The organism is Kitasatospora sp. NPDC032150 (assembly GCF_055579945.1).
On record NZ_JBVIMH010000005.1, the window covers coordinates 29,982 to 44,575 of the forward strand.

Genomic DNA, 14,594 nt, shown 5'->3' on the forward strand with positions numbered 1-14,594 from the left:
GCCGTGGTCCCCTTTTTTCTCGTCCTTGCCCCCTGGGGAGGGGAGAAACCAAAAACCCCCGAACACTCTTGGCTCTTCCTCTCGGGTTTTCTTCCCCCCCCCCCCCCCCCCCCCCCCCCGCACCCGCTACGGCCGGGCCACCGCCGGAACGCTCTGGAGCGCGGCCTCGATCTCGGCCTGGGGAAGCTCGAAGTCCTCCATCCGGCCCGCGAGGAACGAGTCGTAGGCGGCCATGTCGAAGTGGCCGTGACCGGAGAGACCGAAGAGGATCGTCCGCTCCTCACCGGCCTCCCGGGCCGCGAGCGCCTCCACCACCGCGCCCCGCACCGCGTGCCCCGACTCCGGCGCGGGAACGAAGCCCTCGTGCCGCGCGAAGCGGACGGCCTCGGTGAAGACGTCGGTCTGGGTGTGCGCGAGGGCCTGGATGTGACCCGACTCCACCAGCGCGCACAGCGTCGGCGCGTCCCCGTGGAAGCGCAGCCCGCCGGCGTGGATCGGGGCCGGGATGAAGCCGCTGCCGAGCGTGTGCATCCGCAGGACCGGGCCGAGGCCCGCGGTGTCGGCGTAGTCGTAGGTGTAGCGGCCCCGGGTGAGGGTCGGACAGGCGGCGGGCTCGGCCGCGACGAACCGCACGCCCGGGCGGGCCCCGGACAGCCGGTCGGCCAGGAAGGGGAACGCCAGACCGGAGAAGTTCGATCCGCCACCGACACAGCCGATCACCACGTCCGGGTAGTCACCCGCGAGCTCCAGCTGCTTGCGGGCCTCCAGGCCGATGATGCTCTGGTGCAGCACGACGTGGTTCATCGCCGAGCCCAGCGCGAACTTCGTGTCGTCGTGAGCGAGGGCGTCCTCGACGGCCTCGCTGATGGCGATGCCGAGACTGCCCGGAGAATCGGGATCCTTGGCCAGGACATCGCGTCCGGCCTGCGTCCGGTCGGTCGGGGACGCGTGGACCTTGCCGCCCCACACCTCCATGAGCGAGCGCCGGTAGGGCTTGTGGTTGTAGGAGGCCTTGACCATGTAGACGGTCACCTCCAGGCCGAAGAGGCTTCCGGCGAACGACAGCGCCGACCCCCACTGCCCGGCTCCCGTCTCGGTGGTCACCCGGCGCACGCCCTCCGCGGCGTTGTAGAACGCCTGCGGCACGGCCGTGTTCGGCTTGTGCGAACCGGGCGGCGAACCGGCCTCGAACTTGAAGTAGATCTTCGCCGGGGTGTCCAGCGCCCGTTCCAGCCGCTCCGCGCGGTACAACGGGCTGGGCCGCCAGGCCGCGTAGACCGCGCGGACCTCCTCGGGGATCTCGATCCAGCGCTCGGTGGAGAACTCCTGGTCGATGACGGCCCGGGGCAGCAACGGCGCCAGATCCTGCGGACGCAGTTCCTGCAGGGTGCCCGGGTGCAGCGGTTTGGGCAGCGGCACCGGCATGTCGGCGACGACGTTGTACCAGTGGGTCGGGATGTCCGCGGTGGGCAGAACTATCTTCTGCATGTGGCTCCTTCAGAACATCGGGGCGAGGCTGGGCGAACGGAGGCTGCCCAGGTGCTGGTGCCACAGGTGGTCGGGGTTGGCCTCGACCTGGCGGATGATCTCCCGCATGGCCTCCAGCGCCCGCGGCTCGCTGTCCTCGTAGACATCGCCCTGGAGCATCTTGAGCACGTCGTTGCGGTACCGGGGGTCCTGGACGAACGCGGTGAACAAGATGTTCAGCCGGTAGTAGATGGAGATGAACTCGTACCAGTTGCTGACCCCGCGCCGCAGCGTCGACTCGTAGGTGGAGAACCGGGCCTTCTCGAAGGAGCCCTCCTTCGCCGCGGCGATGATGTCGGCGCTGGCCAGCCGGGCGCTGTTCAGGGCGACGCTGACACCGCTGGAGAAGATCGGATCGACGAACCGAGCCGCGTCGCCGATGAGCAGCCAGCCGTCGCCGCAGATCTCCTTCATGCCGTAGCTGTAGTCGCCCTCGGTGCGGAACGGGGTCACCCGCTCGCTGGCCTCGAGCGCCTTGCGCAGTTCGGGACGGCTGCCGACGCACTCCCAGAAGAATTCCTCACGGCTGCTCCTGGACGAGGTGACGTGCTTCTTCTGGGTCACCACCCCCACGCTCGTCACGGTGTCCGTGATGGGAATCTGCCACACCCAGGTGTCCGTCACCGGCAGGAAGTGGATGAAGATGTAGTCCGCCTGCTCGCTGTCGTGCGACAGCGCCGTGCGGTCGAGGCCCTCGAACCAGGTGTGGATGGCGTACTGGTTGAACACCGGGTCCGGCACCTTGAGCTTGAGCTGGCGGCCGAGCATCGTGCCGCGGCCACTGGCATCGACCACCATCCGGGCGCGCAACCGCACGTCGCTGCTGCCCATCCGCAGGGAGACCACCGGATTCGGCCCGCCGAAGTCGACCTCGTGCACCCGGGTCCCCTGGTACACCTGGGCGCCGAGCGACTCGGCGTGCTGAAGGAGCATCAGATCGAACTTGGCCCGGTCCACGTGGTAGGTGTAGTCCTGGGTCACACCCGGCTGATCACGCTCGCTGAACTCGATCTCGGCGGCCCTGAAGCCGTGCGACAGACCCGTGAAACCCATCGTGGGGATCGTGGCCGGAGCGGCCGACGTCCAAGCCGCCCCGTACTTGCGGGGGAAACCGGCCTTCTCCATCAGGGGCAGCGCACCGATGTCGTCCAGGACCGGGGTGGTGGCCGGCACCAGCGACTCCCCCACGTGCGGCCTCGGGAAGATCTCCCCCTCGAAGACGGCACAGGACAGACCGGCCTTGGCGAGGTAGGACGCCGCCGTCGAACCGGCCGGCCCCCCACCGATGATCGCGACGTCGAAGTCCACCCGATCGGTGTTACTCATGTGCTTCCCCCGTCCCTTCCGGCGCGGCGTCCGACTCGGACCTCAGTTCCGTGACCAGCCGGGTCACACGGTCCAGGTTCATGAAGTTCTCACCGAACATCCTGTCCACGGGAATCGTGATTCCGAACTCCTGCTGGATGAACGTGATGAGCTCCATCGTGGTCAGCGAGGTGAGGATTCCCCATTCCAGCAGCGGCGTGTCCGGAGCAATGGCGACGTCGTCACCCTGGACTATTCGCTCGGTAATGAAAGCCTCCAGGGCCTTGTAGGTCTCCGCATAATCCATCGGCGCCTCCCGGTCCGTTGTAAGCGCAGGTCAATCTATACACGCCCACCTCGCTCCGTCTTTCCCCCCACAGGTTGACTTTCTCCTGCGGCCGCGTGCGCATATCCCCCGACGGGAGGGGTTCCTTCTCACCCCAAGGGAGGAGAGCATTTCAGCGCGGAAATTCAGCCGCCGTGGGGAAGGGGAAAACGGCTGATTGCCCTAGGGTCGCCGCATGGATTTCGACTGGACCCCGGAACAGGTCGCCGTGTACGACCGGGTCGCTCACGTGACCGCCACGTGGGACTGGGCGGCACCCCGCGCCGGCGACGGCTTCTACACGACGGAGGAATGGCGCCTGTGCGCCGAGGCCGGCGTCCTCGGCCTGTGCGTCCCGCGGAAGTACGGCGGCCTGGGCCTGGACGCGGTGAGCGCGGCCCACGCGGCCGAGGGGTTCGGCCGCACCTGCCCGGACCTGGGTCTCGTCTTCGCCGCCATGGCCCACCTGTGCGCGTGCGCGATGCCCGTCGTGGAGCACGCCGGTGACGGCCTCAAGGCGGCCGTGCTGCCCAAGCTCTGCTCCGGTGAATGGATCGCGGCCAACGCCATCACCGAGGACGGCGCCGGCTCGGACGTCACCGCGCTCACCACCCGCGCGCAGGTCCAGCCCGACGGCTCCTACGTCCTGACAGGAGAGAAGTCCTTCGTCAGCAACGGGCCTGTCGCCGACCTCTTCGTCGTGTACGCCACCACCGACCCGCGCTTCGGGCACCTCGGCCTCAGCGCATTCGTCGTCGAGCGCGACACCCCTGGGCTCCTGCCCGGCCCCGCGTTCACGAAGCTGGGCCCCGCCAGCTGCCCCGCCGGCCGTGTCACCCTGGACGGCTGCCGAGTGCCGGCCGACCACCTGATCGGCCGCCCCGGGACGGGCGGGGCGATCTTCCAGAGCTCGATGAACTGGGAACGCACCTGCCTGTTCGCCGCCTACCTCGGCGCCGGCTTCCGCATGCTGGAACGCTGCGTCGAACACGCGCGGAAGCGCCACCAGTTCGGCCGCCCGATCGGCGCCAACCAGGCCCCGGCCCACCGACTGGCCGAGCTGCGCGTGCGCCTCGAAGCCGCCCGTCTGCTGATCCACCGGGCCTGCTGGCTGATCGACCGCGGCACGTCCTCCGCGCTCGACGTCGCCATGGCCAAACTCGCCACCGCCGAAACCGTGGCCGACGTGGCCCTGGAGTCCCTGCGGCTGTTCGGCGGTGCGGGGGTGCTCGGTGAAACCGGCGTCGAGGGCGACCTGCGGGCCGCACTGCCGGGCACGATCTTCTCCGGCACCTCCGACATCCAGCGCGAGGTGATCGTGAAGGGGATGGGCCTGTGAGCCTGCCCCACGGCACGCCCGACGACGGACTACGACTGCACCACCTCCTGGCCCGCGCCGCCACCGCCACCCCTCAAGCACCGGCCGTGACCGCTGCCGACGCGACCGCCGACTACGCCGCCGTCGACCGCGCGGCCAATCAACTGGCCAGAGTGCTCGGCGAGTTGGGCGCTGGCCCGGGCGACCGTATCGGCCTGTGGCTGCCCAAGTCGGTGCCCGCGGTCGTCGCCATGCAGGCCGCACTGCGCCTGGGGGCGGCCTACGTCCCCATCGACCCGCTGATCACGGCGGAGCGAGCCGCGCGGCTGCTCACCGACTGCGGGGCGAGCGCGCTGGTCACCACCCCCGAACGAGCCGAAGCGCTCCGCACGACGAAAGCCGTGATCGCCACGGTCACCACCGGACGGACCCGCCTCGGCGACGACGCACCGTGCTGGGCCGACGTCGAGCGCAGCTCCTGCGCCCCGCTCCCCGAGCCGGCGCTCGGCCCCGACGACCTGGCGTACATCCTCTACACCTCCGGCTCGACCGGCGAACCCAAAGGCGTGTGCCTGAGCCACCGCAACGCGCTGGCCTTCGTGTCCTGGGCGGTCGGCGAGCTGGGGGCGAGCGCGCAGGACCGGTTCGCCAACCACGCGCCCTTCCACTTCGACCTGTCCGTACTCGACCTCTACGCCGCCTTCAGCGTCGGCGCCTGCGTCCATCTGGTGCCCGCCGAAGCGTCCTACGCTCCCGCCCAGCTCGTCGCGTTCCTCCTCGACCACGAGATCACCGTCTGGTACTCCGTGCCCTCCGTCCTGGTCCTGATGATGCGCTTCGCCGACCTGGCCGACGTCCGCCCCCCGGCACTGCGACTGCTGCTCTTCGCGGGAGAACCCTTCCCACTGCCCCACCTGCGCGCGCTCCGTGCGGCCTGGCCCACCGTCCGATTCCTCAACCTGTACGGGCCCACCGAGACGAACGTGTGCACCTGGCACGAGGTGGAGAAGGTCCCTGACGACGAGGCCGGTTCCGTGCCGATCGGCCACGCGAGCTCCGGCGACGAGGTCTGGGCACAACGGGAGGACGGTACGGCAGCCGGCCCCGGCGAGCGCGGAGAACTGCTCGTCACCGGCCCCTCCGTCATGATCGGCTACTGGGGGCGGGCCGCCCGAGGCGATGCCCCCCACCGCACGGGTGACCTCGTCGAGGTGCTCCCGGACGGCGGCTTCCGCTACCTCGGACGACTCGACGCGATGATCAAAGTCCGCGGGTACCGGGTGGAACCCGGCGAGATCGAAGCCCACCTGCGCAACCACCCCTCGGTCGCCGAGGTCGGGGTCAGCGCCGCAGGCAGCGGCGTCGACACCCGTCTGATCGCCTTCGTCGTCGCCGCCGAGGGGCACCACCCCAACCTGCTGGACCTCAAACAGCACAGCGCCCGACGACTGCCCCGCCACATGATCGTCGACGCGGTGCGCACCGTCGACGCCCTCCCGCTCACACGCAACGGCAAGGTCGACCGACGCCAACTCGCCGAATGGGCCGCCCGGCCCGCCTCCGACACGAGGCGATGACCTGCCCTGGGACACGACCGACAGTCCGGTCCACCCGAGTCGCCGGTCACAGGAGCTCTCATGCCTTCCCTCAGCCCCATCCCGACGCTTCCCTCACACGCCCTGTCCCTCCTCCTGCTCCAGACCGGTCTGCTGCTCGCACTCGCCTTCGTCCTGGGCCGCGCCGCCAGACGGTTCGGCCTGCCCGCGGTCGTGGGCGAACTGAGTGCGGGCGTCCTGCTCGGGCCCAGCGTCCTCGGCCACCTCCTCGGCCCCGGTGACCACCCGTTTCTGCCGGCCGACCCCGTGCAGTTCCACTACCTGGACACCGTGGGCCAGCTCGGAGTCGTGCTGCTGGTGGCCATGACCGGCGTCGAGATCGACGTCTCGCTGGTCCGCCGGCGCCGCAGGACGGCGCTCGTGGTCGGCTCCACCGGCCTGCTCGTGCCACTGGCGGGCGGCATCGCCACGGGATGGCTGATCCCCTCCGCCCTCATCCCGGCCGGCACCGCGCGATCCGTCTTCGCGCTGTTCCTCGGCGTGGCCCTCTGCGTCAGCGCCATCCCGGTGATCGCCAAAACGCTCGCCGACATGAACCTCGTCCACCGTGACATCGGACAGCTGATCCTCGCCGCCGCGATCTTCGACGATCTCGTCGGCTGGCTGCTGCTGTCCGTGGTCTCGGCCATCGCGCTCGGCGGCGTCCACCCGCAGGACGTGCTCCTGTCGGTTCTGAAAGTCCTGCTGGTGGTCGTGGCCGCGGCCCTGCTGGGCCGGCCCGTCGCGGGCTGGATGCTACGGGCGGCGGAGAAGTCCGCTGGCCCGGGACCGGCGATGGCCCTCGCGGCCGCACTGACCCTGCTGTCCGCGGCGGCCACCCAGGCCATGGACCTGGAGGCGATGCTCGGCGCCTTCCTGGCCGGGCTGGTCATCAGCACCAGGACGACACCGGGCATCCTGGCCCGGCTCGCGCCCCTGCGATCCGTCGTGATAGCCGTGCTCGCACCGATCTTCTTCGCCACTGTCGGACTGCGCGTCGACCTCACCGAACTGCTCAGGCCCACCGTCTTCTTCACCGGCACGGCAGTTCTCGCGGTAGCCGTCCTGGGCAAGTTCGCCGGCGCGTTCGCCGGCGCCAAGGCCGTCCGTCTGGGCAGGTGGGAGGCACTTGCCCTGGGAGCCGGACTCAACTCGCGCGGCGTCATCCAGATGGTGATCGCCACCGCCGGCCTCCAGTTGGGCGTCCTGACCCCCGCGGCCTACACGATCATCATCCTGGTCGCCGTCGCAACCTCGATCACGGCCTCCCCCATCCTGCGATCCGCCATGAACCGTCTGGAGCACACCGCCGAGGAGGTACAGCGCCGGCGCGAACTGGCCGCGTTCCACGACCTCGGCGAGGCGGCTGAACCGGGCACGCCTGTGGGAGCCGTGGGCGACCGCGCCCTCGGTCGCGGCGCGGCCGATCACCGGTAGGGCGTGTGCCGGGGCGCGGACAGCGCTTGCCGGGTGCAACGGGTTGCGGCTGCCAGTTCTGCCCGTGCGCGTCGTAGTCGTTGGACGAGCACAGCTGGCCCTCCTCGCACTGCTCCGCGGCCTGCGCGGCGGACCTCCCGGTGAGACCACCTGCGGCCACTACGGCGATCGCCTGGACGCGCCGCGCGGTCGTGTGCGTGAACGGCCGCGGGGATTGGTATTGGTCCGCTTCAGTTGTCGATCTGCTGGCGGAGGCGGCGTGAGGGGCTGAAGGCGTAGAGGTCGAGGGTGTCGGGTGGGTCGGCGAGGCCGGGGCCGCCGGCCTGGACCCAGGCGGTGATGTCGCGGGCGGCGTCGGGGTCGTTGACCCGGCCGAGCCAGACGGGGCGTCCGCCGGCCTTGCGGCCTTCGGCGGAGGGCTGGACGACGATCACGTTGGCCTGCTCGCAAGCGTCCAGGCAGTCGGTGGGCCGCACGTTCGCGACTCCGGCGAGAGATTCGCGCAGGTCGGTGAGCTGGGCGCGGTGGTCCAGGCCCGGGACCTTGGGGGTGCCGCAGCAGCAGCCGCGGCAGACGGTGACGATGCAGCGGGCCGCCGCCCCCTTCGTGGGGGCGGCGGCCGGTTTGCGGGTGTGCCGGCTCACCGACGGCCCTCGGCGCGGGCCCGGGTCCAGGCGGCCTCGCGCAGCAGTCGCAGGCCGTTGAGCCCGACGATGACGGTGGAGCCCTCGTGGCCGAGGACGCCCAGCGGCAGTGGGAGGGTGGCGACGAGGTCCCAGATCACCAGGCCGGAGATGAACACCGAGGCGATCACCAGGTTCTGCACGACGAAGGAACGCGCGCGGCGGGAGAGGGCGACGACGGCCGGGACGGTGGCGAGTTCGTCCCGGACGATCACGGCGTCGGCGGTCTCCAGTGCGAGGTCGGAGCCGGCGCGGCCCATGGCGATGCCGGTGTGGGCGGCGGCAAGGGCGGGGGCGTCGTTGACGCCGTCGCCGATCACCATGACCTTGCGTCCGGCCTTCTCCTGCTCCTTGACGGCGGTGACCTTGTCCTGGGGCAGCAGGCCGGCGCGGATGTCGGTGATGCCGACCTCGGCGGCCAGGCGGGCGGCGGCGCGCGGGTTGTCGCCGGTGACCAGCATCGGCGCCGTGCCCGTAAGGGAGGTCAGCGCGGTGACGGTGGCGGCGGCGTCCGGGCGCAGGCGGTCGGCGATGCCGAGCACGCCGACCGAGCGGCCGTCGGCCTCGACCAGGACCGCGGTGCGGCCGCCGTCCTCCAGCTCGCCGGCGACTGCGGTGGCGCGGGCGGAGGCGGTGGCCTGGGCGTCGTTCAAGAGCCGGGCCGGGGCGCCGACCGCGACGGCGCGGCCGGTGACGGTGGCGGTGACGCCGATGCCGGGAGCGGAGGCGAAGTCCTCGGCCGTGGCCAGGGCGAGGCCCCGGGTGCGGGCGGCGTCCACGATGGCGCGGGCGAGCGGGTGCTCGCTGGGGTGCTCGGCTGCGGCGGCCAGCGCCAGCAGCTCCTCCTCCGACAGGCCGGAGCCGGCCAGCGGGCGGATGTCGGTGACCCGGGGGGTGCCCTCGGTCAGGGTGCCGGTCTTGTCCAGCGCCACGGCGTCGATCTGGCCCAGGCGTTCCATCACGACCGCGGACTTCACCAGCACGCCGTGGCGTCCGGCGTTGGCGATCGCGGACAGCAGCGGCGGCATGGTCGCCAGCACCACGGCGCACGGCGAGGCGACGATCATGAAGGTCATCGCCCGCAGCAGCGACCCGGTGAACGCCGCGCCGAACGCCAGCGGGACTGCGAACACGGCGAGGGTCGCGATGACCATGCCGATCGAGTAGCGCTGCTCGACCTTCTCGATGAACAGCTGGGTGGGTGCCTTGGTCTCGGAGGCTTCCTCGACCATCTTCACGATCCGGGCGATCACCGAGTCGGAGGCGTCCCGCTCAACCTTCACCCGCAGCGCACCGGTGCCATTCAGCGTGCCGGCGAAGACCTCGTCACCGGTCTCCTTGGCGACTGGCAGCGGTTCGCCGGTGATGGTGGCCTGGTCGACCTCGCTCGCGCCGTCCAGGACCCGGCCGTCGGCGCCGATCCGCTCACCGGGGCGGGCCAGGATGGTGTCGCCGACGGCCAGCTGCTCGGTCGGCACGCTCTCCTCGGTGCCGTCGTCCAGCAGCCGGGTCGCGGTGGTGGGGGCGAGGTCCAGCAGCCCGCGCACCGAGTCGGCGGTGCGGGCGGTGGCGATGGCCTCCAGCGCGCCGGAGGTGGCGAAGATGACGATCAGGAGCGCGCCGTCCATCACCTGGCCGACGGCGGCGGCGCCGATCGCAGCGACGATCATCAGCAGGTCGACGTCGAGGGTCTTCTCCTTCAGCGCCTGCAGCCCGGCCCAGCCGGGCTCCCAGCCTCCTGTGGCGTAGGCGAGCGCGTACAGCGGCCCCCACGCCCACGCGGGGGCGCCGGTCAGCTGCAGCGGCAGCGCGATCAGGAACAGTACCGTCGCAGCCAGAGCCCACCGGGCCTCGGGCAGCGCGAAGATCCGCGTGCGCCGCCGAGGGGCGACACTGGCGGAGGAGGAGGCCACCTCGGGGGCGGGGCGCTCGATCAGGGTGGAGGACACGGCAGGCAGGACCCTTCGCACAGGCCATGGGCAGGAGTGACGGCCCGATCCACGATACAGGAACGCATGAACAGTCTTTCATGCTTTGTCTGTAGTATTGGCGCATGGGTCATGGAGCCGCTCCCGTGAAGAACGCCGTCCCGCGCACACGCCTGGACGCGGACAACGCCGCCCGGGTGGCGACCACCCTGCAAGCCCTGGCCACCCCCTCCCGGCTGCTGATCCTCGCCCGCCTGCGCGAAGGGCCCTGCGCGGCCACCGAACTCGCCCACGCCGTCGGCATGGAGCAGTCCGCCTGCTCCCACCAGCTGCGGCTGCTGCGCAACCTCGGCCTGGTCGTCGGCACCCGGCAGGGGCGCTCGGTGGTCTACGCGCTGTACGACAACCACGTCGCCGAACTCCTGGACCAGGCCGTCTACCACACCGAGCACCTGCGCCTCGGACTCAGCGACACCGCCGACACCGAGGGCGCGGACCTCGCGGACGACACGGTGGCCCAGCCGACGCACTGACCGGGCGCCCGACCCGTCACACCATCCGGCGTCGCCATGGGTGATTGCGGTGACGCCCTGCTGCTTGCACAGCTACGGCGAAGCTCTCTGCAGCTACTAGGCCGAGGTGCTTGGCCGCGCCGATGAACGCCAACCGCTCGACCGCCTCCTCGCCGTACTCCCGGTAGCCGGCCGGGGTCCGGTTGGCGGGTAGCAGCCCGGCGCCCTCGTAGAACCGCAGAGTGGCCGCCGGGACGCCGCTGCGCTCGGCAAGCTGCGAGATCCGCATCGTGGTCACACCAGCGACGGTAAACCTTCAACCTGACTCGAAGGTCAAGTAGGGGGTGAGAGGCTCCGCCGGAACGGTTGCGGGTGGATCATCACACTATCGCATGCGGCGGGGGCGGCTTCGGGGCCGTGGACTATTCGCAGAAATGGTCAGTTGTGAGAGTTCTGCGAGACCCCCGGAGCGCATCCGGTTTGTCCGGGTCTCATTTCGCAGAACATATCGCAGAACTCCGGTGTTCTGAGAGGCAATGAAGCGCCTGGCCCGCAACGCCGCCGAGTTGATGCAGCTGTCCGCCGACCTGGAGAAGGCGGACATCTCCCTGGAGCTGCCGACCGGCCCGCTCACCGGCATCTACGACCCCACCGGGATGGGCGCGATATTCTTCACCGTCCTGGCCGTCGCCGCCCAGCTCGACCGCAACTACATCCGCGAGAAGACCCTGGAAGGCCAGCAGGTCACCGCAGCCAAGGGCAACCACGGCGGCCGCCCGAAGGTCATCGACGACGACTCGCTGACCTTCGCCCTCGCTCTCAAGGCCAAGGACGTCCCGGTCCCGGAGATCGCCCGGAAGCTGGTCATCAAGGACGGCAAGAACGCCGGCAAGCACCCGTCGGTCGCCTCGGTGTACCGGGCCATCGCCGAGGCCGAGGAAGCCGCCATCGCAGCCCGGGCCGACGACGACCCGCCCCGTCAGCCGACGCCCGTACGCCTGCAACGGCCCGAAGACCCGCTCACCGCCGAGGAGATCGAACTGCGCGAGCGCCTGGTGGCACAACGCGCCGTCCTGGACGCCGACGAACGCGAGGAGGCGCACCCGTGATCCCGGGACCGCACCGCATGAAGGGCGGCGCACCGTGGCTCGGGGCGGAGGAGCCGGGTCTGCCCGGACCGTTCGGCACCTGGGCCGAGCAGGACGACCAAGCGGCACACGAGGGCGAGCCCGCCGGTGCGGACGACGCCGTGCCGCGCTGCTGAGACGACCGCCCGCAAACGCGCCAGGCCGCCCGACGGCGTCCGGCCGCGGGCGGGCAGACTTGCCGCATGGCGGATGCGATCGAATGGCTGCTGCTCAGCTACCGGATTCCCACCGAGCCGACCCGGCTGCGCGCTGGGGTGTGGCGGAGGTTGAAGGCCCTGGGCGCGGTGTACCTGCAGAACTCCGTGGCGGTGCTGCCGGCCTCGCCGGAGGCCGAGCGGGCGCTACGGGTGCTGCGCAACGACATCGGCGAGATGGGCGGCTCGGCGCAGGTGCTGCGGGCCGAGGCGCTGGCCGGGCAGGACGAGGTGGTCGCTGCCTTCAACGCTGCCCGCGATGAGGAGTACGGCGAGCTGCTGGGCAAGTGCCGGGACTTCCTGGCGGAGATCGAGGCGGAGACCGCCGGCGAGCACTTCACCTACGCCGAGCTGGAGGAGAACGACGAGGACCTGGCCAAGCTGAGGTCCTGGTTGGACAAGATCCGCGCCCGCGACCAGCTCGGCGCCACCCGCTGGCAGGAGGCCGCCGAGGCACTGGAGAGGTGCTCGGCCGCCTTGGAGGGCTTCGCCGGACGTGTTTACGCAACCGAGACAGATCATCTGTGACAGACATAATCTAACGGCCGTTACTCTTTCGGCGTGACGAGGGAAGAATCTGAGGTTGTCGGGACGCCCCGCGCGGCGCTGCTGCGCCGGGGCTTCGCCCTGGAGTACGCCACGCTCGGCTGGAACGTGGTGGGCATCGTGGTCCTCGCCATCGCGGCGATCGGTGCGCGGTCGGTGGCGCTGGCCGGCTTCGGCCTGGACTCGCTGATCGAGATCGGCGCCTCCACCGTGGTCATCTGGGAGCTGTCCGGCACCGGCGAGGAACGGCAGAAGCGCGCGCTTCGGCTGATCGGCGTCGGCTTCGCCCTGCTGGCGGTGTACCTGCTGGTGCAGTCCACCTGGGTGCTGGCCGCCGGCTTCCGCCCGCACCACTCCACGCTCGGGATCATCTGGACGGCGATCACCGCCACGGTGATGTTCAGCCTCGCCTTCGGCAAGGCCCGCACCGGCGCCGCCCTGGACAACCCGGTCCTCAAGACCGAGGGCCGCGTCACCCTCATCGACGGCCTGCTGGCCGCCGCCGTCCTGCTCGGCCTTGTCCTCAACACCACGCTCGGCTGGTGGTGGGCCGACCCGGCGGCCGGCTACGTCCTCGTCTACTACGCGGTGCGCGAGGTGAAGGAGATCTTCTTCGGAGACCACTGAAGCCCGCAGCCGCCGCGCCACCCCAGCCCCTCGGCCTGAAGGCCGGGGGGCTGGCGCATCCGAGCCGCGCCCGCCGAGCCGCCGGGTCAGCCTTCGGCCGGCCTCGTCCTCCTCCGCGTCGGCCTCGGCCGGGTCGCGCAGGGGTCGAAGCGTCCCGCCGGCCGGGGTGGAGCCGCGGAAGCTGTAGCGGCCCAACAGCTTCTTATCTGGACACTCCCGGGTGGAGTTCAGCTTCTCGGCGTCGCGCTCCTCGTCGCCGCTCGTTGATGGTGCTGTGGAGTGCGAGCTGCGTGTGGTGAAGGACCGAGACGGCGGCATCGTCCGTCGCGTCCGGTTGATCGACGCATCCGGCTCCGAGATCGATCCGGTCTGCCGGTTTCTGGGGCATCTCAGTGATCGGGGGCTGTCGCCGAACACCTGGTGCGCCTACGCCTACGACCTGAAGTACCTGTTCACCTTCCTGGCCCGGGAGAGCCTGGACTGGCGGGACTTCCGAGCACCGGACGCATTGCGGCTGCTGGGCTTCCTGCGCCGTCATCCGAGCCGCCGGCCAGCCCAGCGTCTCGGGTTGACCGTCGTGGTCGGCGGAGCGGACCTGCCCGGCAGTCTGCTGCCGCCGTCGACCGTGAACCGCATCCTGGCCGCGGTGTCGAGCTTCTACGACTGGGCCATGGTCGCCGAGGAGTACGACGGCATGGGCTCGCCGATGCAGATGCGCCCGGACCCGGCTCTCGCGCGGGTGCCGGGCCGGCATCAGCCGTTCATGGGCAAGGCCAGCCGTCAGCAGCCGGTGCGGCGTGCGGTCACGGTCAAGCAGCCGCGGCGGCTGCCGCGTCCGATGGACGAGGCGGTGTTGGAGGGCTTTATCGCGAGCCTGACGAAGCTGCGTGACCTGGCGATGTTCCTGCTGATGCTGGACGGAGGGCTGCGGCCGGGCGAGGTGCTGTCCCTTCATCTGGCCGACCTTTCCTATGGGCGGCGACGGGTGACGATCGGCAAGCGTGACGACCACCCCGGCGGAGCCCTCGGGAAGCCGCGCTCCGAGCGGGTCGTCGACCTGCACGACCCGCGCACACTGGACGCGGTCAGCCGCTACGTCATGCACGAGCGGCCTCTGGAGTCCGCCAGCCCGTTCGTGTTCCTCGTCGGCGGCAATGGATCCCGGAGGCTGGAGCCGCTGAGCTACGACGCGCTCGTCCGGTTGTTCTCCCGCCGGATGGCGAAGCTTGGCGCGCGCACGCCGGAGGCCACTCCGCACGCTTTGCGACACACCCACGCCACGGCGATGTGGGAGGGCGGGATGCGCGAGTTGTCGCTACAGAAGCGGCTCGGACACGCTTCGCCGGAATCGACGAAAATCTATACCCGGGTCTCCGATGAGGCGGTGCTGGCCGACTACACCCGGGCGTTGGAGAACCAGCGGTGAATGCCCTGGCCGCAGTCCCGGAC

The 14,594-nt window shown here is 70.8% G+C and carries 15 protein-coding genes; 9 read left to right on the forward strand and 6 right to left on the reverse strand.

Features of this window, described 5'->3' with window-relative positions; translation table 11 throughout:
* Nucleotides 1-126: 126 nt before the first annotated feature.
* The 3 genes from ACZ5ON_RS08200 to ACZ5ON_RS08210 are packed head-to-tail and all read right to left on the reverse strand — an operon-like array spanning nucleotide 127 to nucleotide 3,139.
* On the reverse strand, nucleotides 127-1,488 hold the full coding sequence (locus ACZ5ON_RS08200; protein ID WP_465587271.1) for a TrpB-like pyridoxal phosphate-dependent enzyme: 1,362 nt from the start codon (nucleotides 1,486-1,488) through the stop codon (nucleotides 127-129).
* 9 nt (nucleotides 1,489-1,497) lie between these two features.
* Nucleotides 1,498-2,853, reverse strand: a complete 1,356-nt coding sequence (locus ACZ5ON_RS08205) for an NAD(P)/FAD-dependent oxidoreductase (protein WP_465587274.1) — start codon at nucleotides 2,851-2,853, stop codon at nucleotides 1,498-1,500.
* The gene (locus tag ACZ5ON_RS08210; protein WP_465587277.1) at nucleotides 2,846-3,139 is read right to left on the reverse strand and encodes an acyl carrier protein; all 294 of its coding nucleotides are present in this window, start codon (nucleotides 3,137-3,139) and stop codon (nucleotides 2,846-2,848) included. The genes ACZ5ON_RS08205 and ACZ5ON_RS08210 overlap by 8 nt, the downstream gene beginning before the upstream one ends.
* A gap of 214 nt (nucleotides 3,140-3,353) precedes the next feature.
* Here ACZ5ON_RS08210 and ACZ5ON_RS08215 point away from each other — a divergent pair, with 214 nt between their 5' ends.
* The 3 genes from ACZ5ON_RS08215 to ACZ5ON_RS08225 are packed head-to-tail and all read left to right on the forward strand — an operon-like array spanning nucleotide 3,354 to nucleotide 7,507.
* On the forward strand, nucleotides 3,354-4,496 hold the full coding sequence (locus tag ACZ5ON_RS08215; RefSeq protein ID WP_465587280.1) for an acyl-CoA dehydrogenase family protein: 1,143 nt from the start codon (nucleotides 3,354-3,356) through the stop codon (nucleotides 4,494-4,496).
* Nucleotides 4,493-6,052, forward strand: coding sequence for an amino acid adenylation domain-containing protein (locus tag ACZ5ON_RS08220; protein WP_465587283.1), 1,560 nt, complete (start codon nucleotides 4,493-4,495; stop codon nucleotides 6,050-6,052). The genes ACZ5ON_RS08215 and ACZ5ON_RS08220 overlap by 4 nt, the downstream gene beginning before the upstream one ends.
* A gap of 60 nt (nucleotides 6,053-6,112) precedes the next feature.
* Complete coding sequence (locus tag ACZ5ON_RS08225) at nucleotides 6,113-7,507, forward strand: cation:proton antiporter (RefSeq protein ID WP_465587286.1); 1,395 nt, start codon at nucleotides 6,113-6,115, stop codon at nucleotides 7,505-7,507.
* A 230-nt stretch (nucleotides 7,508-7,737) separates the two neighbouring features.
* Here ACZ5ON_RS08225 and ACZ5ON_RS08230 read toward each other — a convergent pair whose 3' ends face one another.
* Entirely contained in the window at nucleotides 7,738-8,151 is a 414-nt protein-coding gene (locus ACZ5ON_RS08230; protein WP_465587289.1) for a (2Fe-2S) ferredoxin domain-containing protein, read from the reverse strand.
* Nucleotides 8,148-10,139 carry a heavy metal translocating P-type ATPase gene (locus tag ACZ5ON_RS08235; protein WP_465587292.1) on the reverse strand — a complete coding sequence of 664 codons (1,992 nt, stop codon included), beginning with the start codon at nucleotides 10,137-10,139 and terminating at the stop codon, nucleotides 8,148-8,150. The genes ACZ5ON_RS08230 and ACZ5ON_RS08235 overlap by 4 nt, the downstream gene beginning before the upstream one ends.
* 104 nt (nucleotides 10,140-10,243) lie before the next feature.
* On the opposite strand from ACZ5ON_RS08235, the gene ACZ5ON_RS08240 reads away from it, so the two are divergent.
* Nucleotides 10,244-10,651, forward strand: coding sequence for an ArsR/SmtB family transcription factor (locus ACZ5ON_RS08240; RefSeq protein WP_465587295.1), 408 nt, complete (start codon nucleotides 10,244-10,246; stop codon nucleotides 10,649-10,651).
* A 16-nt stretch (nucleotides 10,652-10,667) separates the two neighbouring features.
* Here the strand turns inward: ACZ5ON_RS08240 and ACZ5ON_RS08245 are convergent, their stop codons facing one another.
* Entirely contained in the window at nucleotides 10,668-10,919 is a 252-nt protein-coding gene (locus tag ACZ5ON_RS08245; RefSeq protein WP_465587935.1) for a MerR family transcriptional regulator, read from the reverse strand.
* A 247-nt stretch (nucleotides 10,920-11,166) separates the two neighbouring features.
* On the opposite strand from ACZ5ON_RS08245, the gene ACZ5ON_RS08250 reads away from it, so the two are divergent.
* The 5 genes from ACZ5ON_RS08250 to ACZ5ON_RS08270 all read left to right on the forward strand — a co-directional run bounded on the left by ACZ5ON_RS08250 (nucleotide 11,167) and on the right by ACZ5ON_RS08270 (nucleotide 14,571).
* Nucleotides 11,167-11,739 (forward strand): recombinase family protein, encoded by a 573-nt coding sequence (locus tag ACZ5ON_RS08250; protein ID WP_465587298.1) that lies wholly within the window; start codon nucleotides 11,167-11,169, stop codon nucleotides 11,737-11,739.
* On the forward strand, nucleotides 11,736-11,894 hold the full coding sequence (locus ACZ5ON_RS08255; RefSeq protein WP_465587302.1) for a hypothetical protein: 159 nt from the start codon (nucleotides 11,736-11,738) through the stop codon (nucleotides 11,892-11,894). The genes ACZ5ON_RS08250 and ACZ5ON_RS08255 overlap by 4 nt, the downstream gene beginning before the upstream one ends.
* Nucleotides 11,895-11,960: 66 nt before the next feature.
* A complete protein-coding gene (locus tag ACZ5ON_RS08260) occupies nucleotides 11,961-12,500 on the forward strand; it encodes a Chromate resistance protein ChrB (RefSeq protein ID WP_465587305.1) in 540 nt (179 codons plus the stop codon).
* Nucleotides 12,501-12,533: 33 nt separating this feature from the next.
* Nucleotides 12,534-13,145 carry a cation diffusion facilitator family transporter gene (locus ACZ5ON_RS08265; RefSeq protein WP_465587309.1) on the forward strand — a complete coding sequence of 204 codons (612 nt, stop codon included), beginning with the start codon at nucleotides 12,534-12,536 and terminating at the stop codon, nucleotides 13,143-13,145.
* A gap of 220 nt (nucleotides 13,146-13,365) precedes the next feature.
* Complete coding sequence (locus ACZ5ON_RS08270; protein ID WP_465587312.1) at nucleotides 13,366-14,571, forward strand: tyrosine-type recombinase/integrase; 1,206 nt, start codon at nucleotides 13,366-13,368, stop codon at nucleotides 14,569-14,571.
* Nucleotides 14,572-14,594 lie beyond the last annotated feature (23 nt).

Bases quoted from the DNA above. Each gene is read 5' to 3' on its own strand.
- ACZ5ON_RS08200 (WP_465587271.1), bottom strand. From the start codon at position 1,488: ATGCAGAAGATAGTTCTGCCCACCGCGGACATCCCGACCCACTGGTAC.
- ACZ5ON_RS08205 (WP_465587274.1), bottom strand. From the start codon at position 2,853: ATGAGTAACACCGATCGGGTGGACTTCGACGTCGCGATCATCGGTGGG.
- ACZ5ON_RS08210 (WP_465587277.1), bottom strand. From the start codon at position 3,139: ATGGATTATGCGGAGACCTACAAGGCCCTGGAGGCTTTCATTACCGAG.
- ACZ5ON_RS08215 (WP_465587280.1), top strand. From the start codon at position 3,354: ATGGATTTCGACTGGACCCCGGAACAGGTCGCCGTGTACGACCGGGTC.
- ACZ5ON_RS08225 (WP_465587286.1), top strand. From the start codon at position 6,113: ATGCCTTCCCTCAGCCCCATCCCGACGCTTCCCTCACACGCCCTGTCC.
- ACZ5ON_RS08240 (WP_465587295.1), top strand. From the start codon at position 10,244: ATGGGTCATGGAGCCGCTCCCGTGAAGAACGCCGTCCCGCGCACACGC.
- ACZ5ON_RS08245 (WP_465587935.1), bottom strand. From the start codon at position 10,919: ATGCGGATCTCGCAGCTTGCCGAGCGCAGCGGCGTCCCGGCGGCCACT.
- ACZ5ON_RS08250 (WP_465587298.1), top strand. From the start codon at position 11,167: ATGAAGCGCCTGGCCCGCAACGCCGCCGAGTTGATGCAGCTGTCCGCC.
- ACZ5ON_RS08260 (WP_465587305.1), top strand. From the start codon at position 11,961: ATGGCGGATGCGATCGAATGGCTGCTGCTCAGCTACCGGATTCCCACC.